This is a genomic window from Pseudarthrobacter phenanthrenivorans Sphe3, assembly GCF_000189535.1.
GTDB classification, from domain to species: domain Bacteria; phylum Actinomycetota; class Actinomycetes; order Actinomycetales; family Micrococcaceae; genus Arthrobacter; species Arthrobacter phenanthrenivorans.
Map to the genome: position 1 here is coordinate 1,064,221 of NC_015145.1, position 21,495 is coordinate 1,085,715.

18 protein-coding genes and 1 pseudogene are annotated in these 21,495 nt (G+C 62.4%); 10 read left to right on the plus strand and 9 right to left on the minus strand.

Features of this window, described 5'->3' with window-relative positions:
• The first annotated feature begins 5 nt into the window (after nucleotides 1–5).
• From ASPHE3_RS04995 to ASPHE3_RS21985, 3 genes are all read left to right on the plus strand, one after another.
• Entirely contained in the window at nucleotides 6–1,370 is a 1,365-nt protein-coding gene (locus ASPHE3_RS04995; protein ID WP_013600140.1) for a DNA cytosine methyltransferase, read from the plus strand.
• 47 nt (nucleotides 1,371–1,417) lie between these two features.
• On the plus strand, nucleotides 1,418–1,813 hold the full coding sequence (locus ASPHE3_RS21415) for a very short patch repair endonuclease (protein ID WP_322786515.1): 396 nt from the start codon (nucleotides 1,418–1,420) through the stop codon (nucleotides 1,811–1,813).
• Nucleotides 1,814–1,985: 172 nt separating this feature from the next.
• A complete protein-coding gene (locus ASPHE3_RS21985; protein WP_013600141.1) occupies nucleotides 1,986–4,013 on the plus strand; it encodes a hypothetical protein in 2,028 nt (675 codons plus the stop codon).
• Between the two features lie 738 nt (nucleotides 4,014–4,751).
• Here ASPHE3_RS21985 and ASPHE3_RS21420 read toward each other — a convergent pair.
• The 4 genes and pseudogenes from ASPHE3_RS21420 to ASPHE3_RS05015 form a co-directional block, all read right to left on the minus strand.
• A complete protein-coding gene (locus tag ASPHE3_RS21420; protein ID WP_013600142.1) occupies nucleotides 4,752–6,860 on the minus strand; it encodes a KAP family P-loop NTPase fold protein in 2,109 nt (702 codons plus the stop codon).
• Nucleotides 6,861–6,985: 125 nt separating this feature from the next.
• Nucleotides 6,986–7,337, minus strand: a pseudogene (locus ASPHE3_RS22595) (DeoR/GlpR family DNA-binding transcription regulator); the annotation flags it as partial.
• 240 nt (nucleotides 7,338–7,577) lie between these two features.
• Nucleotides 7,578–8,048: a GNAT family N-acetyltransferase gene (locus tag ASPHE3_RS05010; RefSeq protein ID WP_013600143.1), complete on the minus strand. Its 471-nt coding sequence runs from the start codon at nucleotides 8,046–8,048 to the stop codon at nucleotides 7,578–7,580.
• 19 nt (nucleotides 8,049–8,067) lie between these two features.
• Complete coding sequence (locus ASPHE3_RS05015) at nucleotides 8,068–8,937, minus strand: ribokinase (protein WP_013600144.1); 870 nt, start codon at nucleotides 8,935–8,937, stop codon at nucleotides 8,068–8,070.
• Nucleotides 8,938–9,085: 148 nt separating this feature from the next.
• Between ASPHE3_RS05015 and ASPHE3_RS05020 the strand changes: the two genes are divergently transcribed.
• The gene (locus ASPHE3_RS05020; protein ID WP_013600145.1) at nucleotides 9,086–10,531 is read left to right on the plus strand and encodes an MFS transporter; all 1,446 of its coding nucleotides are present in this window, start codon (nucleotides 9,086–9,088) and stop codon (nucleotides 10,529–10,531) included.
• Between the two features lie 29 nt (nucleotides 10,532–10,560).
• Nucleotides 10,561–11,556, plus strand: a complete 996-nt coding sequence (locus tag ASPHE3_RS05025; RefSeq protein ID WP_013600146.1) for a nucleoside hydrolase — start codon at nucleotides 10,561–10,563, stop codon at nucleotides 11,554–11,556.
• 92 nt (nucleotides 11,557–11,648) lie between these two features.
• On the opposite strand, the gene xylB is transcribed toward ASPHE3_RS05025, so the two are convergent.
• Nucleotides 11,649–13,049 (minus strand): xylulokinase, encoded by a 1,401-nt coding sequence (gene xylB, locus ASPHE3_RS05030; protein ID WP_013600147.1) that lies wholly within the window; start codon nucleotides 13,047–13,049, stop codon nucleotides 11,649–11,651.
• Nucleotides 13,046–13,999: a sugar-binding transcriptional regulator gene (locus tag ASPHE3_RS05035; protein ID WP_013600148.1), complete on the minus strand. Its 954-nt coding sequence runs from the start codon at nucleotides 13,997–13,999 to the stop codon at nucleotides 13,046–13,048. The genes xylB and ASPHE3_RS05035 overlap by 4 nt, the downstream gene beginning before the upstream one ends.
• A 147-nt stretch (nucleotides 14,000–14,146) precedes the next feature.
• Between ASPHE3_RS05035 and ASPHE3_RS05040 the strand changes: the two genes are divergently transcribed.
• The 5 genes from ASPHE3_RS05040 to ASPHE3_RS05060 are packed head-to-tail and all read left to right on the plus strand — an operon-like array spanning nucleotide 14,147 to nucleotide 20,032.
• Nucleotides 14,147–15,499, plus strand: a complete 1,353-nt coding sequence (locus ASPHE3_RS05040; protein ID WP_013600149.1) for an ABC transporter substrate-binding protein — start codon at nucleotides 14,147–14,149, stop codon at nucleotides 15,497–15,499.
• A 20-nt stretch (nucleotides 15,500–15,519) separates the two neighbouring features.
• The gene (locus tag ASPHE3_RS05045; RefSeq protein ID WP_013600150.1) at nucleotides 15,520–16,488 is read left to right on the plus strand and encodes a carbohydrate ABC transporter permease; all 969 of its coding nucleotides are present in this window, start codon (nucleotides 15,520–15,522) and stop codon (nucleotides 16,486–16,488) included.
• Nucleotides 16,485–17,420: a carbohydrate ABC transporter permease gene (locus tag ASPHE3_RS05050; RefSeq protein WP_013600151.1), complete on the plus strand. Its 936-nt coding sequence runs from the start codon at nucleotides 16,485–16,487 to the stop codon at nucleotides 17,418–17,420. Before ASPHE3_RS05045 ends, ASPHE3_RS05050 begins: the two co-directional genes overlap by 4 nt.
• A gap of 52 nt (nucleotides 17,421–17,472) precedes the next feature.
• Nucleotides 17,473–18,534, plus strand: coding sequence for an NAD(P)-dependent alcohol dehydrogenase (locus ASPHE3_RS05055; protein ID WP_013600152.1), 1,062 nt, complete (start codon nucleotides 17,473–17,475; stop codon nucleotides 18,532–18,534).
• Nucleotides 18,535–18,559: 25 nt separating this feature from the next.
• A complete protein-coding gene (locus ASPHE3_RS05060) occupies nucleotides 18,560–20,032 on the plus strand; it encodes a mannitol dehydrogenase family protein (protein WP_013600153.1) in 1,473 nt (490 codons plus the stop codon).
• A gap of 41 nt (nucleotides 20,033–20,073) precedes the next feature.
• Here the strand turns inward: ASPHE3_RS05060 and ASPHE3_RS22600 are convergent, their stop codons facing one another.
• The 3 genes from ASPHE3_RS22600 to ASPHE3_RS05070 form a co-directional block, all read right to left on the minus strand.
• Complete coding sequence (locus tag ASPHE3_RS22600; RefSeq protein WP_013600154.1) at nucleotides 20,074–20,307, minus strand: hypothetical protein; 234 nt, start codon at nucleotides 20,305–20,307, stop codon at nucleotides 20,074–20,076.
• 25 nt (nucleotides 20,308–20,332) lie between these two features.
• Nucleotides 20,333–20,575 (minus strand): winged helix-turn-helix domain-containing protein, encoded by a 243-nt coding sequence (locus ASPHE3_RS22605; RefSeq protein ID WP_013600155.1) that lies wholly within the window; start codon nucleotides 20,573–20,575, stop codon nucleotides 20,333–20,335.
• A 124-nt stretch (nucleotides 20,576–20,699) separates the two neighbouring features.
• A complete protein-coding gene (locus ASPHE3_RS05070; RefSeq protein ID WP_013600156.1) occupies nucleotides 20,700–21,467 on the minus strand; it encodes a hypothetical protein in 768 nt (255 codons plus the stop codon).
• Between the last annotated feature and the right edge of the window lie 28 nt (nucleotides 21,468–21,495).

Sequence of the window (21,495 nt, forward strand, 5' to 3'; positions counted from 1 at the left end):
GCCTTATGAAATACGTTGACCTGTTTTCCGGCTGCGGGGGCCTCTCCCTGGGCATCGAGCGTGCTGGCGGCCAGCTAGTGCTAGCCGTCGAGAAATCGGATATGGCTGCCCGCACTTTCCATCACAACCTCCTCGGGGACGCTTCTGATATCAGGCAATGGGAGCGATACGTCGCCTCCAGCGAAGATAACCAGATCGCCTCCCGCCTTCTGGTAAGGGAGCTTAGCGTTCTACTCGCGAACACCGTCGCCATGGAGGACCTCAGAGCTAACGGCCTAGACCTGGTCGTTGGCGGTCCACCCTGCCAAGGTTTCTCTCTGGCCGGCAGACGCAATCCTGCCGACATACGCAATGAGCTTCCATGGCAGTACCTTGAGTTTGTCGGTGCCACCAGGCCGCGGGCGGTGGTTATCGAAAACGTAGTTGGAATGGATAGAAGCTTTGCTGCCGGAGATACGTCTTCCTTCCATCAGCTGCAGCAAGCTCTTGCTGAGACAGGCGATGGATACATAGTGCAGGGTGTTCACGTTAACGCTGTTCATTATGGCGCGCCGCAACACCGGCCTCGTTTGCTGATTATCGCGCTTCGGCGAGACGTCGCTGCCCAACGCGGAGTAACAGCGACTAACGAAACTTGGCGTTCGGGATTTATCGAGCAGGTGGGCCCGGACATTCCAGCACTAGCACCTCGGCCCTCCAGGCTCATGTCCGAAATGGGATCGGTGGGCCATGCCGTTGGCGACCTTATGTCCCGGAGTTACAAGCCGTCAACCTCGCATGACTACGTGAGGGCCCTTTCTACCACATTCAAGTTGGGGCGCCATGACGTGCGCGAAGGCATGAGGAACCACACACGGCGTAAGCATAATCACCGGACCACGCAAAGGTTCCGCCTCTACCAGTACCTTTCAAAGAGCCGGCTTGACCAGCGGATGCTAAGTCATGCAGCCCGACTCCCGGAAAGTGAAGCAAAATTGCTGCTTAAGCATCGCTTGGTGCACGCGCCCCTGCCAGCGGTATCACCGGATGGCGTGCGGTTGGCGGAGTCACTCGACGACCTCGTCGACCTGGCCCACGGCTTGGCTACGAGAAAGCACTCCCAGAAGGTCCTCGCGTGGGGCGAGCCGGCTCGCACCGTTGTAACTCTCCCGGACGACTATGTCCATCCATTAGAACCCAGGGTCTTCACCGTTCGAGAAATGGCACGCTTTCAAGGATTTCCCGACGACTTTGAGTTTCTTGGCAAGGAGACCACTGGCTCTGACAGGCGGCGAGTGGAGGTTCCTCAGTACTCTCAAGTAGGAAATGCGGTCTCACCCTGGCTTGCCCTTGCTGTTGGTCGCAAGCTGAACGAGCTGTTGTCCGCCTGATATCTGGGTTAGTCACCAAACGGTAAGATGATTTGATGGCGGATTTCATGACGCCCGCGCAGCGCAGTGCGCATATGGCGAGGATCCGATCAAAGAATACTAAACCGGAGCTGCTACTTAGGCGGGCGTTGCACGCGGATGGTTATCGTTACCGACTCCACGACAAGAAGCTGCCGGGCCGGCCGGACTTGGTGTTTGCTAGTCGGAAGAAGGTCATCTTCGTAAACGGGTGCTTTTGGCATGGGCACAATTGTCCGGTGGGCGTCCGTCTGCCCAAGTCCAACACGACTTTTTGGGCAGAAAAGCGGCGGCGTAACCAGGAACGAGACATGCGCCAGCGTCGTGAGCTCACGGAGCAGGGATGGAGTTATCTAGACATTTGGGAATGTGAAGTGGCTGGGGACCCTGCAATTTTCGAGCGGGCACGTAATTACTTGGGCTGAGAAATACAGGTGTCGGCTTGACTGAACCTAGGGTTTCTTTTTCGAAGCCTGCATGCACGATCGGTGCCGGGCGTGACTCTTTCCTCACTGGCTGTACCATATAAGTACTTTCCTAGGAGACGTAGCTTTTAGGATGTTTGGCTACTAAGCATTGAGGTATCGGGGGCGCGCTATGGAGAGAACGATTGACGATTTGACGGAAGTTGGAGAAGTTCATCGCACTCCGCATGCTTTTTATAGTGATTCCCTAAAGATTCCCACGCCCAAGGCCAAATTGGCGGCAGTTCAGGCAGTCATGGAAGCCTTCTCGTTCGACCGTTTTGATGCTGAGACGCTGGTTTCAGCAGCCGCTGATGTTTCACAAATCAGGGACGCTGTGCGCAGGGTGCGGTATGCACGGAGAGGGGCGGTGTCAGTGAGCTACATTGAGCTGGATGTGGTGACCTGGCGAATTGTGCCTTCTCCAGAAAACATCCGCTTCGAAGACTCCAGAGTGAGGACCCTGAGTTTGCAAAGCCGGTTCTCATCTCTTCCAGACGCTAAGCCGGTCTTGACTTTTGAGACAGCCTCCGGAGCCGATCTCGGATCCCGTTTGGATAATGAAGCCGACCTCATCTACGAAGTCAATGAGCACGCGGCCACGATTGCCGATCGTGGCATCGAGACTCCAGGTCTCCTATCAGTGGCCCGAATTATTTCCGATGATAAGAACACCGTGGGTGTTCTGGATTCCACTGACGGCTTTGGCAGAACAGTCGGTGCTCATAGGGCCCTTGGGATTACTGCCAGCGAGGCGTTGTGGAAGTTCACGAACGATGTAGATTCGCTCGCTCTACGACGTGACCTCGTCAAATTGAAGGTCAACCCTCACAACCGTGAAGATCGCATTGGAGAACATCTCTCAGAGGATAACCGACGCAAGCTTCGGGCCTCGGTAATGATTCGCGCCCAAATTATCGTCGGGTTTTCATCCGTTGGTACTTCGTCAACAGTTGAACCTCGCTTTGATCAAATTCGCCGTACTCTCGTTGGGCACATTCATATCGAACCGCCTAAACCATTTGCTCTAGGAACGCAATATGCGATCAAGGCGACTGCGGCAGTGCAAGCGCTGGATGCTAACGGCTCCTTGCCGGAGGTAGACGGGTTTGTGCCGGAGGAGATTTCAGCTGTTTTCACAGGTACATCGAATGTTGTCCATCCCATACAGCAGGTGCTTAAGGATGGGCGCGACGCTCTATTGGCCGATGAGGTTTTTGTGCTCAGCCTCGAGGCTCTTCGTGGGCGAGGCGGGTCGGTGCACAAGCGATCCAGAATCATCAATGGTGCTATCCGAGAACTTACCGGGCAAACTCCTTCCCCATCCGACAGGACAATGATTGCGGCTGATTTAGCGCTCCGACTAGGTGAACTAGCCGTCGGGACAGTCAAAGAAGACAAGACCTATGAAAGCCGAAGGAGTGCTGTCGAGCGAGCAATCCGGGGCAAAATTTTTAATGACATCAGCCTTATTCGTAATAGCGTGCCCGATCTTTTGGACGCAGCCCTGGCTGAGGTTGAGGAAGACTTGTCGAATGTCAGTCCTCATCCCCATTGCGCCGTTTTAGCCGGTCTCGGTCTATACCATATGGTCGGTATGCCGAATCGACGGCTACTAGAGAGGGCCACCAAGAAGGATTCGGCAGACCAAGGTTACATCAGCGAGCCAAACGTAGTTATGGATAGTTTGGCGTCGAAAAAGAGGGGGCTGAAACAGCTCGCGCAGATTATTTTTGATGGTCGTGCAGGGCGTTTGCCGCAGGAGCTGCCTCTTGATCAGGAGCCTACAGATGCAGTCTTTCAAGATGGCAATCTGGCAACGGCTGCATCCATCCGTCAGACGGCCGGGATGGCTCCTGTTGATATTGTTCCGGTCACGCCCTCGCGCCGCTTGCTGATTTCAGTCGGTGATCTCAAGTCTCAGATTCAGCAGCTCAGCGATCGAATCGAAGCGATTGAAGCGATTAGGGACGAGACTTCAGAATCGCAGGTCTCCCTGATCAGCGAAAGAGGCGCCGCGCTGGCTGAGGAAGTCAGCGAAATGCAGCGGATCACCTTCAAACTTCATAGGTGGAACGAGATTCTTTCAGAGCTTGCAGAAACAGCAGCTCGGGAGGCTGCCCAGGCAGACTTGGACGCCCTGGATCTGCTCGATCGATAACCTTATCGAAGTGAAACTTTCCGCGGAGATCTACTACGAGTGTTGGCGAGAGAGCGAAGAATGGGCTGGACCTTTTGTTCCCAAGGGCGTTCCTTTGGAACTAGTGCTCTCAAAGGTCAGATGGTCAGGGGTGTCCACAGCTGTATACATTGCCACAGATATAACTGGTCGCGTTTGCTACGTGGGTTCGGTCCGCAGGGAATCGTTATCCGGCCTCGCGGGCCGAATGCGAGGCCATGAAACAACGACACGTTTTAGGGAATGGCAGCAGCTGTACATAGTACCTTTGATCGATGGAACACCACTCGAGGTTGTGCGCTCGATTGAAGGAAGAATTGGCCGACTGCTACGCCCCTCAGGTAATTTTCGGTTGCCCAAAGTCCGGTAGCTACAGCCACAACTAAGTCCTACCTCGAATCTTCGAGAATATATCGGTCTCGCAGGGCGCTCCCATGGCTATCGCCCCGCCATAGGTCACGGCCAGCCGGACTCCGGGAGCGACAGGCTCGGCGTTCTGCAAAGTTGCTCCCCGGAAGCGGATGCAGCGAAAAGGACAAATAGCGCGAATCCTCGCGGCCGATCAATCGTCCCCGCTTCCACCGCCTCAAGTTCCCCGGCGCTCATCTCCGTGGAAGGCCCGTTTGCGCTCAGCAATAGCGATCTTCTTCCCGTGGCAGTGGCCGGGCCCGTCGAAGTTCGTGGCCAAGCCCCGCTGAGTAGGATCGCGATGGTCAAGCATCACGGTTGGTCGTGCAATGACTCTCGCCATTTTTTCAGGGACTGAACCGCCTGCCGTTCACGTGCGCGGGTCTGCTCAGAAGCAGACGGTCCCGGCTCTAAATCGATGTCGGCTTGCTTGACGACTTCAATGCCGACCAGCGTGACTAACCCGTCCAAGTTCAGGCTACTGAGATCACTTCCGGCCTCATCAAATAGGAATAGGTTCCCTTCTGAACGTCCAGGCTGAACGAACCAACCCGCGATGTGAGGCAAGCTGTTTCCGGAGGCGAGAATATTGGGGTCTATTTCTGCGTTGGTTCCTTCATCGCGCAGCCAACTAAGCGATCCGAAGAGTTCGAAGAACTGTCGTGACAAGCCGTCGTAGGACGAAGACGAGATGAGATTCCGCAATTTGGCGAGAAGGACTTCCATTGTTGCTACTCGCAGGGCATCGATATGTGAAGGAACAGGTACCCGTAGATCATCAGGGATGCTGTCACCTTGAAATTCATCAACAATATCTCTAATGACCCTTGCGACCGCGACCACGTCGGACTGGTCGATCAAGGATTTCCAATCCTCGATAGATATCGCTTTGGTCTGCCGTTTTAGAGAAGACTTTAGCCATTCAGTCTGCGCGAAAAGCCGAGGGCTATACTGCCCTTCCCCGTCAGTACGCGGTGATGATCGACCCATGGAAATAAGCACATACTTGACGATACGCTCGTGCTCGTGAATGGATTCCCTGGCCTCGGACCGCGGAATCGCTTTTCTAATTGCCAATTGCGCTAAGTTATCAAGCGGATTATCAAAAGTCACCGGGAATATCTCGTTCTCGGGATATTTACTTACCGTAACTCTGTTGAGATCTTTTTCGACCGATGCATCGGGTACATCGGTCGCGGGGACGGAGAAGACAAAGTACCTGTCAAAATAGTCCGGGTTTGACGCCTTTGCCGGGTTTGGGTTGGCTGACATCGTAGAGGATGCAATCGTAGGGAATATTGAGGAGAGCATATTTACTATGAAGCTCCGCTCCTCTTTACTCGTATATCCCAGGTCCTCTAGACGTCCATCCCAGTCGAGTGGCTGCTGACGCTTTGTATGCCTTGCGTGGTGCAACAAGTCGTTTTTCCAAAAACGTAGCTCCTGATAGACGCGATGATGTTCAAGCCGAATGAATGTGAGAGCGAGGAAATCTGACGAGTCCACCTCCTGATGAAGCAGCTTCATGTAAACCTGAGCCTGCGCGGAGTATCGCTTAACACTTCGAACCGTTTGCACTCTGGTTCGCATAAAGCTTTCGTAAAACTGCCAAAAACGCGATTCAGATTGCCATATGACATCGGCTTGTGTTGAATTAAGGAGGCCAACGAGACCTTCCCTCAAGATGCTTCTCAAATGAATCTCTTGTGCAGGCGGCACCGCCAGAGGGTATTGCACTATTTTTTCTAAGAAGGAGGAAGCGTCGTTGGTATCGCCTCCTAGTACCACTGAAAGAGTTTTTTGCAGAGCTGATGGATCAAAGGCGAGCAGGTAGTTTACTCGAGGCAGCCGTCCCAGAAGCCTGATAGTTTTCAGCACATGTAACAGCTCGTTAGGTGACAGTCGGTCAAGATCGTCTACAATGACTACTATTTTTACGCCGGCTTTTTTAATTTCCGCTGCGTATTGCTGAAAGGTGCTTTCCCAAGATTCATCTTCAAGCAAGCCCTCGGCGGTGTCCCGCAGTGATTCACCAACAATAGGGATTACGCCAAGAAGTGGAATGCTTTTGATGGCTAGTTTGTTTCCCGTTGACTTTACCTTCGTAGGGGAGAACTTCGAGAGTCCTGCGAATGCCCCACGTAATGCGGCATGAAACTCTGCCTGCAGGCCCGCTGCGTCTTCCGCGGCCCAAGGAGTGAAGTTCACGACTCGGATGGACTGCTTCCGCAGCGCCGGCTGAATTTCATTCAGAATCTGGGTCTTTCCAGACCCCCATGGCCCCTCCAGACTGACGATAGTGCTGTCGTTGCCATCACTGACTGCTGCCAGCAAATCAATTACGGCTTGAACGAAGCTTCCGCGATTAAGCCGGTCGTCTGTTCGGGATGAACCTGGGGCGTCACTGTAAGGGGCAATCACAAGGAAAGAATAGCTTGGCTTGTGGTTACCAAACTTTCGTGATGGCGTGGACCCACATTCTCGAGGCGTCTATGAGGACATTCCCTCTTGCCTGCTTTTGGAAGGATCGACCACCGGTGGGTGCCTCAGCTGCCGACGGCGGCCACCTCAACCTGAACCCGGACATCCCTAAACTTCTGCACCTGCTCGGGGTCGGCGCCGTCGTCCTCACCAGGGTCCACGGGAGCGCGAGCCGCGCCCACCCGTGAAAGGGGCGGAGGCCCAGCTTGGACGAATCTGCCAGCACGTATACTTCCCGGCCGCGCCTGGCCGGCTCTTTGGGGTGCATCTTGGCGTGGTCGGCTTCGCAAATGCCGTCTCGGCGGTGACTGCATCTGCGCCCAGAAACCGGTCAAAGCTCATCCGCTCCAGCGCCGCCTCAGCCAGCGGTCCAAGGAACCTCTGCGACACGCTCCGCAGTCGCCCGCCCAGACAGTCCGAGCAGCTGGTTTGGGTGCGGCCCGGACATTGCGGTTCCATGTGGCAAGCGCCTTGTTCGGGTCCGTCGGCAGGCTTACGAGTTCCACAGCCCAGATGACTGTATGGCCGATGACCCAGATGACTCCGAAGAAGACCAAGGCAGCGAGAAGGATGCCGACCCAAGGCAGGATCCTCATCGCTCAAAAAAGCGCGCTTTGGGGTGGGAATTTGGGCTTCGACCGGCTCAACCACCGGGCCTTAGACCTCCAGCGCAAACACCCACAGCAGCACGTCCTGGCCCGGCACGTACCAGTCCCGCTCCGGCGCGCGCCGGAAGCCGAGTGACTCATAAAGCTTGTGAGCACGTTCCATGAACCTGGCGCTGGTAATGCTGATCGCCCCGATACCGCGCAGCCGCCGGGCGTGCTCCACAATCTCACCGACCACCGCACGGCCCACGCCTCCGCCCTGATGCGCCGGATGCACGGCCAGCATCCGGAACTCCAGCTCACCGTCCTGCGCGATCTCGCTGTACGGCTGGCCGGCGAACGTCAGGGTCACCGCCGCCACCACCTTCCCGGCGGCCTCCGCTACCCACACCTGCGCATGCTCGGCGCGGTGCTCCACGTCCTCCAGCACGCTCATGTAGGGGTGGTCCGCGGCGAAGTGCCCCGCCCGCAGGTAGGCGTCGCGGGTGATGCGGCGGACCTCCGGGAAGTCCGCCGGCACCGCCGTCGAAAGACAACACTCACGAGGAAGCGCCCGAAGCGGCAGCCGTCCGCTCTACGTAGTGGCCCAGCTGTGCCAAATCCGGCTGGGACGACGGATCACCCACGGCATCCGCACCCACAGCATTGGCCACAGCCAGAGCCCGGGAGTAGTCCAGCCCGCTCCCCAGCGCCAGGACCAGGGCGGCGCAGAACGCGTCGCCCGCGCCCACGGTGTTCGCCACGGAAACAGCAGCAGAGGGCGCCTCGGCCACCTTTCGCCCGTGCTCGAACATCGCCGAGCCGTCCTTGCCGTACGTCACTGCCACCAGCTTCGCCTCCGCGAGGGTAGGGATCAGGGCGTACTCGCTCTCGTTGACGATCACCAGGTCGCACCGCTCCAGCAGCTCTGCCGGCAGGTCCATGGCCGGCGCCGCGTTCAGCACAAAGAAACCCTGCGCCTTCCGGGCCGCCTCCAGCACCACCTCCAGGCCGACCTCCAGCTGGCACAGGACCGTTTCTTCCGGGCCGAACTCCACCCCGTCCAGGGACAGATGCGCGTTGGCGCCCGGGCACACCACAATCTGGTTCTCGCCGTCGCGGTCCACCACAATCAGGGCGGTCCCGGTCGGCTGGGGCAGGACGGCCACGTCGAAGGTGTCAACGCCGGCAGCATCCAGGGCGTCCAGCATCCGCTGCCCGGACGCATCGTGACCCACGGCGCCGACCATCCGGGCGCTGCCACCCAGCCGTGCCGCGGCCGCGGCCTGGTTGGCGCCCTTGCCGCCGGGTTGCTCGGACAGGACGGCGCCGCCGATGGTTTCACCCGCCGTCGGAAGCCGCTCGGCGGTGGCGATCAGGTCCAGGTTGATGCTGCCGACCACGGTGACGGCAGGACGTGTTGTGTTCATGGGAAAACTCTCTCAAGGGGGAGGGCCGGAAGCGGCCGGGCTTTCGAAAAAGTGTAGCGCATGGTTGTACTTGTGAGTCATACATGGTTGTATAACAACTCAATCGCCACGAAAGACGATCCCTTCTGCTCGAACAAAGGAGTTTGATGTGAACACCCCGACCCCCGCCGCAGCCGCGCCTCCTACGGAAGGAGGCGCCACCGTCGTACTTCCCGTTGACGACGCGACAAGGCTCTCCGGCCGCCGCGCCGCCCTGCTGATCTCCACCCTGCTGCTGGGCGTGCTGTCCTTCCAGCTGAACGCCAGCATGGTCACCCCCGCGCTGCCGCAGATCGCCGCCAGCTTCGGCGAAAGCGCGGACAGCGCCGCCCCCGTCCAGTCCATGTTCTTCCTGGCCGGCGCCATCGCCGGGCCCGTGATCGGCCGCTGGAGCGACTTCATCGGCCGCCGCGCCGCGCTGCTGCTGGTCCTGGGCATCATGGGCGCCGGCACCATCCTCTGCATCGCCGCGCCCACCCTGCCGCTGCTTGTCACCGGCCGGTTCCTGCAGGGCGTCTCCAGCGCCGTGTTCGCGCTCGCCTACATCGTGCTCAGTGAAAACCTGCAGGCCAAGGTCTTCGGCACCTCCGTGGGCATCATCGCCGCCATCAACGGCGGGATCGGGGGAGTGGACGGCTACCTGGGCGGGCTCATGGCCGAGACCCTCGGCTTCCGGTCCATCTTCGTCGTCGTGCTCGTACTCACCGCCGTCGCCGCTTTCTGCATTTTCCGCCTGGTACCCGCCGGGCGTCCTGTGGGGGTGCGCGGCGCCATGGACTGGTGGGGCGCCGGCTCCCTCTCGCTGTTCCTGGTGTTCCTGACCTACTTCGTGTCCGACGGTTCCGCCGCCGGCTGGACGTCGCCCACCGCCCTGGCCCTGCTGGCCGGCACCGTTTTGTCCTTTGCGGGCTTTTGGTTCATCGAAAAGCGCCGCAGCCACCCGCTCATCGCCGTGCACCACCTGCGCTCCCGCCAGGTGTGGCCGGTCATCGCCACCACCGTCCTCACCCTCGCCGGCATCTTCGCGGTCATCAACTTCACCGTGGTGCTGCTGAGCCAGGATTCCGACGGCGGCTTCGGGCTTTCCGCCTCCATCTCGGCGTTGCTGTTCCTCACCCCCGCCGCGCTGATCGGCGTCTTCGCCGCACCTTTGGCGGGGTGGCTGGCGGACCGGCGCGGGTGGGTGCGTACGTTGCGGCTGGGGACTTCGCTGAGCCTGGTCTCTGCCGTGGTAGCCGCTGCCTTTTCCTCCAGCCCTGTCGCGGTGTTTATTGCCATTGCCTGCCTGGGGATCTTCTACAACGGCTTCTTCCTCACCGCCATCAACGGACTCTCGGTGCTTCTGTCGCCCAAGGAGGCGCCGGCGGCGCTGCCCGGCATCAACGGTGCCTCGTTCGGGATCGGGGCGAGCCTCGGCGTCGTGCTGGTGGCGCCGTTCGCCGCGCAGGCCACCGCCACCGGGTACGCCACCGCCCTCTGGATCTCGGTGGGCATCACCGCCGCCGCGTTCATCGTGAGCCTCTTCGTCGCCGCCCCCAAGGGCGAGACGGTCTAACCCCTCTATCTGTTGCGAAGGAACCTATTGTGACTGCCCCTGTTTACCTGGACTGCGACACCGGGATCGACGACGCCCTCGCCCTGGCATACCTGCTCGCCTCGCCACTTGCTTCAGTAGTGGGGATTGGGACGGTGAGCGGGAACGTGAGTGCCGCCGTCGGCGCCCGGAATACCCTGGATCTGCTGTCCTTGGCCGGTGCAGCTTCTGTGCCGGTGGCCGTTGGTGCCCACGATCCCCTTGTTGGATCGTTTGGCGGCGGGTCGCCGTGGGTGCACGGGGAGAACGGTATTGGCGAGGTTTCGCTGGCGCCTTCTGCTGCTTCTGTTGTGGGGGAGTCCGCGGCGGAGATGCTGGTGCGGCTGGCCCGTTTGTACCCTGGCTCCTTGCGGGTGGTGGCGATCGGGCCGCTGACGAACATTGCCGAGGCGCTGCGGCTGGAGCCTGCGCTGCCGTCCCTGGTGGAGTCGGTGACCGTGATGGGCGGGGCCGCGCTGGCGCCGGGGAACATCACGCCCGTGGCCGAGGCGAACATCTGGCACGACCCCGAGGCCGCCGCCCTGGTGCTGGCCGCCGACTGGGACGTGACCCTGGTGCCGCTGGACGTGACCATGGCTTCCGTTTTGGAGGAGTCCCACCGGCAGACTTTGCTTTCTTCTCCGGGGGCCGTGCCGCGGGCGCTGGGGGAGATGCTGGGCTACTACTTCCGGTTCTACGAGGGCATCTACGGACGGCCCTGCTCCGCGATGCACGATCCTCTTGCGGCGGCGCTCGCTGTCGGCGCTGTTAGGCCTGCCCTGGCACCTGTGGTGCGTGCCGCCGTCGACACCTCCGATGGGCCCGGCCGCGGGCAGACCGTGTGCGACATGCGCGGGCTGTACGCGGGGTACCCGGCAGTGAAGGGGGCGCGGTGCCGTGTGGTGCTGTCATTGGAGGAGGATTTCGCCCCGCGCCTGGTGGAGACGCTGCTGGGATGCTTTGAAGGCACGACGGCGGCACTTGCCTCAGCGAGGTCGGTCGCCTGACGCCCCGCCCACTGCTTGGGAGTTTTTGGGCAGATACGACTTGGAAACGATTTAAACCCGATTATCTGCCCAAGAACTCTGGGACCAGCCGCTCACACGCCGTAGACGTTCCTGCGCGCCGCGGCGTAGCGTTCGCGGACGCCGGCGCCCCAGTCGCCCTCGGGCTCATAGGCGGCTTCGATGCTGCGCTTCCAGTCCGGCAGTTCTCCCGTGGCTGCCCACGCAGCCTGCTTCGCTGCGCCAAGTGCCACATACTCCCTGCTGGCCGGGACCTCAACGGGCAGGTTGAAAATGCTCGCCGCCGCCTGGCGGAGGGAGTTCGACTTGGAGCCTCCGCCAATGAGGAGGACTTTGTCCGGGGTGCCGCCGGACTGCTTCATCAGGTCGATGGCGTCGGCCAGTGAATTGAGCACGCCCAGCACCGAGGCGCGGGCAAGGTTCTCCGGGGTCATGTTGCCTCTGGTCAGGCCGGCCAGGCTCCCGCTTGCATGCGGAAGGTTGGGGCTTCGCTCGCCGTCGAGATACGGAAGGAACGTGAGCCCGCCGGCGTCGCTTGCCGCGTCCAGCGCCAGCGCATCCAGTTGGGCCAGGCCGACGCCGAGCATGGACGCGGTTGCCGCCATGACGCGGGCGGAATTGAGCATGGCAAGCAGGGGCAGGTGGCCGCCGGCGGCATCCGCGAACCCTGCGATTGCACCGGTGTGGTCCGGCATGGGTGAGGGCGTGGTGGTGAAGACGGTTCCGGACGTGCCGATGGAAACCACCACCTCGCCAGGACGAAGGCCCAGCCCCAGAGCTGCCGCCGCGTTGTCCCCGGCACCGGCGGCGAGGACAGCACCATCAATGCCCCATCCGCTCTGTACCGTTCCCGCCCGCTCATGCGATGCAACAATCCGCGGAAGGCGCGGAACGCGGCCGAAGAACCGCTCAAGCAGGTCCGTCCGGTAGCTGTCCGTGACCGGCGAGAAATAGCCGGTGCCGGATGCATCGCTGCGGTCGGTGGTGAACTCGCCGCCCAGGGCTCCGTTCAGCCAGTCGTGGGGGAGGACAACCTGATCAACGCGGTCCGCCAGCTCAGGCTCGTTCTGCGCGAGCCAGGCCAGTTTGGAGATGGTGAAAGACGCCACCGGGACCAGGTTGACGGCGTCAACCCACGTCTCCTGGCCCAGCTCGTCCCGGAGCCTTGCCGCGTCCGCTGCGCTGCGGGTGTCGTTCCACAGCAGCGCATCGTGGACTGGGGTGTCCGTGTTGTCGAGCGCCACCATCCCGTGCTGCTGGGCACCGATGCCCACCCCGGCAACGGAACCGCCCAGGCGGTCGGCACCGGCGGCCTGCCAGGCCTCGCGCAGCGCGGACGTCCAGATGCGGGGGTCGACGGCGGTGCGGTCGGGGTGGGCCGACGCGCCTGAAGCAACTACATCGCCGCTGTGCGCGTCCACCGCGAGGACCTTGCAGGACTGTGTGGAGGAGTCCACCCCGACCACAATGCTCATTGACTGTTCTCCTGATCCATCAGGTCGGCAAGGGCCCGCGCCAGCGGGATATCGACGATCAGCGTGGTCACGAAACCGGCTTTGGCAACCGCCCGCACCGCATCTGCCCGTGCCCGTCCGTGCGACACGGCAATGACCTTTTCGGTCCGCTGCAACTGCTTGACGGTGACGGCGATGATTTGTTCGTCCAGCCCCGATTCGACCGCAGCACCTGCTGCATTGAGCAGCCGCCCCGAACATTCCGCAACGGCGCCGGCTTCCACCGCTGCCTCCCGCACCTCGGCTTCCGCCCGTTCCCAGACGGTGGAGCCGCCGCTCTTCCAGGCGCCGATCGCGACTATAGCCAGGTCGAGTGAATCTGCCTTCGCCAAGGCCCCCGCAATCTCTGGCTGGCGCCGCAAGCCGGCCGCCGTCGTCGGATCTTCCACCACCAGCGGCGACCACAGGGGCCACGTGAGCCCGCCGCTCAGGTGCCCCAGCCGCTGGATAAGCTCAAGGGGATTGCTTTCCCCTTCTGTGGGGAGCGCCCCGGCGAGCTGGACGATGTCGCACCGGGGAAGGTCTCGGACCAGCATCGAGGCCACGTCGAGGATGCGGGACCACGAAATTCCCAGTGTTCCGCCGGCGGGCGCCTGCCGTGAGATCTCGGCGGCCGCAGCCTTCGCCAGGATGCCGCGGGCCTGGCCCTCGTCGCCGGAGGTGGAGTCTGCCACGATGACTTCACGAATCCCCAGCCAGGACTCCAGTTGCCGGATCTCCGCGGCGGAGATGTGGGCCGGGTAATGGACCTTTATTTCCACGATTCCGCGCTCACGTGCCTCGGTGAGCAGCCGCGCCACCTGGAATCGCGAAATGTCATGGCTGACCGCGATTTCCACCTTGGAGCGGTTCTCCAGGTAGTAGTCGCTGCTGACGCGGGCCAGAAGTTCTTCATGGGAATGCTCGGACACGTGCTCACCCCTTCTCCATCTGATCATTTGAGTCCGCCCTCTTGCTCAAACGAGTATATATGACTAGAGTCACATGCCAGATGAGCGAATTTGAATGCTCATATGAGCACAAGCTTCATCCCGACTTTTGAGTACAAAGGAGTTCTTATGCGTCCCAAGATGCGCGCGGCCTCGATGGTTGCCGGTGCCCTTTGCATCGCACTCACCGCCTCAGCCTGTGCAGGTGCCGGAGGTGGCAATTCCGCCGGAGACCCGGACAGCATCAGTGTCCTGATGGTGAACAACCCCCAGATGGAGGACCTGCAGCGGCTGACCGCGGAGAGCTTCACCAAGGAAACCGGGATTAGGGTCAACTACACGATCCTGCCGGAGAACGACGTCCGGGCTAAGATCAGCCAGGAATTCTCCAGCCAGGCCGGCCAGTACGACGTCGCGTCCCTGTCGAACTACGAAATTCCTTTCTTCGCGGCCAACGGCTGGTTGGCGCCGCTGGATGGCGTTGCTGCGGATCCCGGGTTTGACCAGGACGACATCCTGCCGGCCTATACGGCCTCCCTCACCGGCGAGGACGGCAAGCTGTATGGCGAACCGTTCTACGGGGAGTCCTCCTTCCTGATGTACCGAAAGGACATCCTGGAGGCCAAGGGCCTGGCCATGCCGGCGAAACCCACCTGGGATGAGGTCGCGGACATAGCGGCGAAGGTGGACGGCGCGGAACCGGGCATGAAAGGCATCTGCCTGCGCGGCCAGCCGGGCTGGGGGCAGGTCTTCGCACCGCTGACCACCGTGGTGAACACGTTCGGCGGAACCTGGTTCGACAAGGACTGGAACGCACAAATCAACTCCCCGGAATTCACCGCGGCAGTGGAGTTCTACACCAAGCTGGTCCGCGAGCACGGTGAAGCCGGGGCCGCGCAGGCCGGGTTCACCGAGTGCCTGAACAACATGGGCCAGGGCAACGTGGCCATGTGGTACGACGCCACCTCGGCCGCAGGAGCCCTGGAAGCCGAGGATTCCCCGGTGAAGGGCAAGATCGGCTACGCCCAGGCACCGGTGAAGGAAACAGCCTCTTCCGGCTGGCTGTGGACCTGGTCCTGGGCCATGCAGGCCGCGTCCAAAAAGCAGGACGCCGCCGGTAAATTCATCGCCTGGGCCAGCTCCAAGGACTACGAGGAACTCGTCGCCTCTGAGCTCGGTTGGGCAAAGGTCCCGTCCGGCAAACGCATCTCCACCTATGAGAACGCCGAGTTCCAGAAGGCTGCCCCGTTCTTCGAAGCCGAACGCTTCGCCATCGAGAACGCCGATCCCAAGAACCCCGGCGCGCAGGAACGTCCCGCCGTCGGCATCCAGTTTGTCGGCATCCCCGAATTTGCCGCCCTTGGCACCAGCGTCTCCCAGGGCGTCAGCTCAGCCATCGCCGGCCAAGGCTCCGTGGCCGACGCGCTGGCCAAAGGCCAGCAAGCCGCCCAAAAAGTCGGCGACAAGTACAAGCAGCCCTAACCGAACCGCAGGAGAACATCATGACTACCGCAACGGCGCGCATCTCCCGCCCGGGACGCAATGCAGCCACCCCTTCACGAGACGCGAAGTCGCGCGAACGCGCCTTGGCGTGGGCACGGCGTGCACCACTGCTGCCCGCCCTGATCTTCCTTATCCTGGTCACCCAGCTTCCGTTCGTGGCAACGCTGGTCATCTCATTCATGAACTGGAACAGCCTCAGCCCGGACAAGACAGCCTTCGCAGGCCTGGAAAACTACGCCACTGTGCTGACTGATCCGGATCTGCGCCAGGCCATCTTCACCACCATCCTCCTCACCGTCTCCGTCGTGCTGATCGGCCTGCTGATCGGCCTGGGACTGGCCCTGCTGCTGGATAAGAAGTTCATCGGCCGCGGCCTGGCCCGGACCCTGCTGATCGCACCGTTCCTGGTGGTGCCCGTGGCAGCGGCCCTGATCTGGAAGCATGCCCTGCTCAACCCCACCTACGGGCTGATCAACGGCGTCCTGACCTGGGTCTGGTCCCTGTTCGGCAGCGCCACGGCGCCGCAGCTGGACCTGCTCTCCCAGGCACCGATGATGGCCGTGATCCTCTCCCTGGTGTGGCAGTGGACGCCGTTCATGATGCTCATCCTGCTGGCGGGCCTGCAGTCCCGTCCCATGGACACCGTGGAAGCCGCGCAGATGGACGGCGCCACCCCATGGGGGATCTTCCGCCACCTGACACTGCCGCACCTGCGCCAATACCTGGAACTGGGCGGGCTGCTCGGCGCCATCTACATCGTGCAGAACTTCGACGCCGTCTTCACCCTCACCGCCGGCGGACTGGGCACCGCCAACCTGCCCTACGCCATCTACCAGACGTTCTACTTCGCCAACGAATACGGCCTGGCATCCGCCGCCGGGGTCGTGGTGGTCATCGGCACCATCATCGTGGCCACCTTCGCACTCCGCACCGTCTTTTCACTCTTCAAGAAGGAGGCAGCACGATGAGCACCCTCACCCCCGCCGCACCGCAGAGTTCGGGCCCTGCCCGTTCCAAATCGCCTACCGCGCTGAACACCGGCCGCACCCTACGTCGTCGCGGCAAGGCACGCATGGACCCCACCCGCAACAACACCGCCGCCGGCATTGCCGCATGGCTGCTGGCGCTGCTCTTCGCAGTCCCGGTCCTGTGGATGATCCTCACCTCGTTCCACTCCGAGACCGACGCCGCGACGAACCCGCCGTCCATCGCCGTGAACCTCACCCTGGATGCGTACCGGGAATTTTTCGGCGAAACGTCCGGCGTCAGCCCGTGGCCGTCGCTGATCAACTCCGCCACCGCCTCGATCCTGTCCACGGTCCTGGTGCTGCTGCTGGCCTTCCCGGCAGCGTACGCGCTGTCCATCCGGCCGGTGAAGAAGTGGACGGACGTGATGTTCTTCTTCCTTTCGACCAAGATGATGCCCGTGGTCGCGGCCATCCTGCCGCTCTACCTTTTCGCGCGGACCGTGGGGGCCCTGGACAACATCTGGTTCCTGATCCTGATGTACACCTCCATGAACCTGCCCATCGCCGTCTGGATGATGCGGTCCTTCCTGGCCGAGGTGCCTGAAGAAATGCTGGAGGCAGCACAGATCGACGGCGCCAACCTCCTGCTCATCCTCCGCAAAATCATCGCCCCCGTGGCCATGCCCGGCATCGCAGCCACCGCCCTGATCTGCTTCATCTTCAGCTGGAACGAACTGCTCCTGGCCCGGGTCCTCACCGGCGTGGTGGCAGGCACAGCGCCCGTGTTCCTCACCGGCTTCGTTTCCGGCCAGGGCCTCTTCCTCGCCCAGGTCTGTGCGGCCGCCGTCGTCATCTCCCTGCCGGTGCTGTTCGCAGGGTTCGCCGCCCAGGACAAACTCGTCCAGGGGCTCTCCCTGGGCGCCGTGAAATAACAGGCCATGAAATAGCCCGCCGCCCCACCAAACTCTTTCAAGGATCACGTCAATGACAACACCAACCGCCCAGACCGTGCCCGCCACCGATCAGACGCTGCCCGCCACCATGCGCGCCAACGTCCTCAAAAGCCAGGGCGAGATGACCATGGAGACCCTGCCCCTCCCCGGGCTCGACGCCGACCAGGTCCTGATGCAGGTGGCGGCCGTCGGCGTCTGCGGCAGCGACGTGCACTACTACGAACACGGCCGGATCGGCCCGTATGTGGTGGACCACCCGCTAATCCTCGGCCACGAGCTTTCGGGGCGGATCGCCGCAGTCGGCAGTGCAGTTGACCCTGCCCGCATTGGCCAGCGGGTCGCCGTCGAACCCCAGCGCCCCTGCCGCAAGTGCAAGCAGTGCAAGGCAGGCCGCTATAACCTCTGCCCGGACATCGAGTTTTACGCCACCCCGCCGGTGGACGGCGCGTTCGCCGAGTACGTGACCATCCAGAGCGACTTCGCCTACGACATTCCGGACAGTGTCAGCGACGAGGCGGCAGCCCTCATCGAGCCGCTCTCCGTAGGTCTCTGGGCCTGTGAACGTGCCGGGATCAAGCCCGGCAGCCGGGTGCTGATTGCCGGTGCCGGGCCCATCGGCATCATCGCCGCCCAGGCCGCCCGCGCGTTTGGTGCCACCGAAATCTACATCAGCGACATCGCCGAAGACCGGCTCGCCTTCGCACTGGAACACGGCGCAACGCACGCACTCAACGCCCGGACAGACACTGTGGAAGGGCTCGACGTCGACGCGTTCATTGACGCGTCCGGCGCACCGCAGGCGGTCCGTTCCGGGATCAAGGCCGTTGCCCCGGCCGGCCGCGTGATCCTGGTGGGGCTTGGCGCGGATGACGTCGAGCTCCCGGTCTCCTACATCCAGAACCGGGAGATCTGGCTCTCCGGCGTCTTCCGCTACACGAATACCTGGCCGCTCGCGGTCCAGCTGATCGCCGACGGAAAGGTGGACCTGGACGTCCTTGTCACCGGCAGGTTCGCGCTCGCCGAATCAGAGGAAGCGCTCAAGTCCGGCAAGCAACCCCGCCAACTCAAAGCCATCGTCTACCCGGGCCGCTGACAGCCGGACCGGAAAGGAAAATCACATGCAGTTACTTACAGCGTCAACACTGGCAGCACTCCCGGCAAACCTCGGCAAACCGGCCTATGACCGGTCTGCCCTGACCGCGGGAATCGTCCATTTCGGCGTCGGAGGCTTCCACCGGGCCCACCAGGCCATGTACCTGGACCAGCTGATGAACGCCGGCCTGGCCCACGACTGGGCCATCTGCGGAGTGGGCGTCCTGCCCAGTGACGCCCGCATGAAGGAGGTCATGGACCGGCAGGACTGCCTCTACACTCTCGTGGTGAAGAACCCGAACGGCACCCGGGAAGGCCGCGTCATCGGGTCAATCATCGAGTACCTCTTCGCCCCTGACAGCCCCGAGGCCGTGATCGAAAAAATGGCGTCCGACGCCGTCCGGATCGTATCGCTGACCGTGACCGAAGGCGGGTACAACTTCCACCACGTCACCGGCGACTTCGACGCCGACAACCCGGACGTGGTCCACGACCTCGAAGCCGGGGCAGCACCGCGCACCACTTTCGGACTCATCACCGAAGCCCTGCGCCGCCGTCGTGACCGGGGACTGGAGCCCTTCACCATCATGTCCTGCGACAACATCCAGGGCAACGGCGACGTCGCACGGAAAATGTTCAGTGCCTTCGCCGCACTCAAGGACCCCGCCCTCGGCGCCTGGGTCGCGGAAAACGTTCCGTTCCCCAACAGCATGGTGGACCGCATCACCCCCGTCACCACCGACGAAGACAGGAAGGCCATCGCCGCGGAATATGGTGTGCAGGACGGATGGCCCGTGGTCTGCGAGCCCTTCGAGCAGTGGGTACTCGAAGACCACTTCAGCCTGGGACGGCCGCCCTTCGAAAAGGCCGGCGTCCAGGTCGTGGACGACGTGGAGCCGTATGAGTTGATGAAACTGCGGCTCCTCAACGCAAGCCACCAGGGCATGTGCTACTTCGGCTACCTTGCCGGTTACCGTTACGCGCATGAAGTAGCGCAGGACCCGTTGTTCGCGCAGTTCCTCCTGGACTACATGGACAAGGAAGCAACACCGACGCTGCACCCCGTGCCGGGCATCGACCTTGACAGCTATAAGCGCACCCTCATCGAACGCTTTTCCAACGAACAGGTACGGGACACCTTGGCCCGCCTCTGCGCCGAGAGCTCCGACCGGATCCCGAAGTGGCTCCTGCCCGTGGTGCGCATCAACCTCGAGAACGGTGGGGAGATCAAGCGGTCTGCCGCCATCGTGGCGAGTTGGGCCCGCTATGCCGAAGGGACCGACGAGCAGGGCAACCCGATCGACGTGGTTGACCGGCTCAAGGACACCGTGATGGCCGCCGCCGCACGCCAGCGCCAGCAGCCGCTGTCGTTCATTTCCAACAGCGACGTCTTCGGCGACCTGGTGGATGACGAGAGGTTTGTTGCCGCCTACTCCGAAGCCCTGGCCACGTTGAACCGGCACGGTGCCAGGGAGACGCTCCGGAGCCTCCAGGCCTGACACCACGGGCGGACCCCGGCCTGGATCGACTTTCGAGGCGGTCAGGACTGGAACTGCTGCATCGCCGAGAGGTATCCGGCGCGGGCCGAGACCAGGCACTTGGCCAGGTAGAAGGGCTGGTTGCCGTTCCGCACGTATTGCGTCAGGACCAGCACGGGGTCCGAGGGGTGCAGGTCCAGCAGCTTCGCCCGGCTGGGTCCCACCTGGCTGAGGCTGATCTGGCACTCGCCTGGCCCGGCCAGCCTGCCCAGCTGTTTGTTGAGCCCGGCAAGCAAGGTGGTACCGCCGTCGTCCTCTATTTCAATCGGCGCGCCGCGCCCTGATGAGGCCGTCCTCCTCGAGCAGCATGAGGGCTTCGCGGACCACGGTGCGGCTGACTTTCATGTTCGTGCCGAGTTCGGTTTCGGTGGGGATCATGGAGCCGGGGGTGAGGAGGCCGTTGCGGATGGCTTCGGCGATCCGCGAGTACACCGCGACGCGCAGGGGAGCGCCGGGCTGGGCGGCCACCGGCTGGGACAGGAACCGGGCGGCGTCCTGGTGCACGTTATGCCTCGTTTTGTGGTGGTGGTCCGGGGATTTCCAGCCTATTGCAACGTCCGACGCGTTTGTTGGACAAGCGGAAGCCGGCTCGCCTGCCCGGCGTCGGGAACCGCCGTCGGCAGCTTCCTTACCCGGGGCTTCCGCCTAGCACGTCCACGTGGACGTGGTCGAGGTGACGAAGGATCTCGTTGCCGGGGTCAGGTGCGTCGTAGTCCCGCCATTGCCCGCGGGAGCTGCGTGCGCTCCAGAAACGGTCATCGAAGATGACATATTGAATGTCCAGGTCCGCTGCGTGAGCGACGAGCCAGTGCGCGAGTATCCAGCCCTGACGCCGGTTCTCCTCGGTCACCGGACGGAAGAAGATGTCGATGGCCCGGCCGTCGTAGTGCGTCGAGTCGGCTCCGTGCCCCTGATCCACGCCGCCCGGGGCGAACCCGCCCAGGCTTTGCCCGCCGAACACCTCGGCCATCGCCGCGCGCAGCTGCTCGGCGCGGGGTGTCAGGCCGCTGGCTCCAGCCTGCTGTTCCTGCAGGTCACTGGCTGCCGAGCCGCGGCAGGCCAGGACAGGGCCGGCGTCTTCGGGTGGCCCGTCCGCCAGCCGCTGCATCACCGCCGGGTCAATGCCGGTGGTGTCCGGGGCTGCCATTCCACGGGCGAGCAGCGCCACGGCTGTGGTGGCCCGTTTTGCGGCATCACGATCGAGTCCCACTTCTCCCGCCGGGGTTTCGACGACGCACTCAGGGCGCAGCACCAGCGAGCCGTCCGCAGTGGGCAATCCACTCAGTAAGCCGGGGCCGAGGAGTGCCAGCACGGAGGCGAGCGCTCCGAGCAGGACGACACCCAAGAGCAAGCGACGGGTGCGGAGCCGGCTGCCAGGCGTCGGGTTGCCGGTCATCGTGGGGTGCCCCTTCGGTTTGCTGGGT

Bases quoted from the DNA above. Each gene is read 5' to 3' on its own strand.
- ASPHE3_RS04995 (WP_013600140.1), top strand. From the start codon at position 6: ATGAAATACGTTGACCTGTTTTCCGGCTGCGGGGGCCTCTCCCTGGGC.
- ASPHE3_RS21415 (WP_322786515.1), top strand. From the start codon at position 1,418: ATGACGCCCGCGCAGCGCAGTGCGCATATGGCGAGGATCCGATCAAAG.
- ASPHE3_RS21985 (WP_013600141.1), top strand. From the start codon at position 1,986: ATGGAGAGAACGATTGACGATTTGACGGAAGTTGGAGAAGTTCATCGC.
- ASPHE3_RS05015 (WP_013600144.1), bottom strand. From the start codon at position 8,937: ATGAACACAACACGTCCTGCCGTCACCGTGGTCGGCAGCATCAACCTG.
- xylB (WP_013600147.1), bottom strand. From the start codon at position 13,049: ATGAGCATTGTGGTCGGGGTGGACTCCTCCACACAGTCCTGCAAGGTC.
- ASPHE3_RS05040 (WP_013600149.1), top strand. From the start codon at position 14,147: ATGCGTCCCAAGATGCGCGCGGCCTCGATGGTTGCCGGTGCCCTTTGC.
- ASPHE3_RS05045 (WP_013600150.1), top strand. From the start codon at position 15,520: ATGACTACCGCAACGGCGCGCATCTCCCGCCCGGGACGCAATGCAGCC.
- ASPHE3_RS05050 (WP_013600151.1), top strand. From the start codon at position 16,485: ATGAGCACCCTCACCCCCGCCGCACCGCAGAGTTCGGGCCCTGCCCGT.
- ASPHE3_RS05055 (WP_013600152.1), top strand. From the start codon at position 17,473: ATGACAACACCAACCGCCCAGACCGTGCCCGCCACCGATCAGACGCTG.
- ASPHE3_RS05060 (WP_013600153.1), top strand. From the start codon at position 18,560: ATGCAGTTACTTACAGCGTCAACACTGGCAGCACTCCCGGCAAACCTC.
- ASPHE3_RS05070 (WP_013600156.1), bottom strand. From the start codon at position 21,467: ATGACCGGCAACCCGACGCCTGGCAGCCGGCTCCGCACCCGTCGCTTG.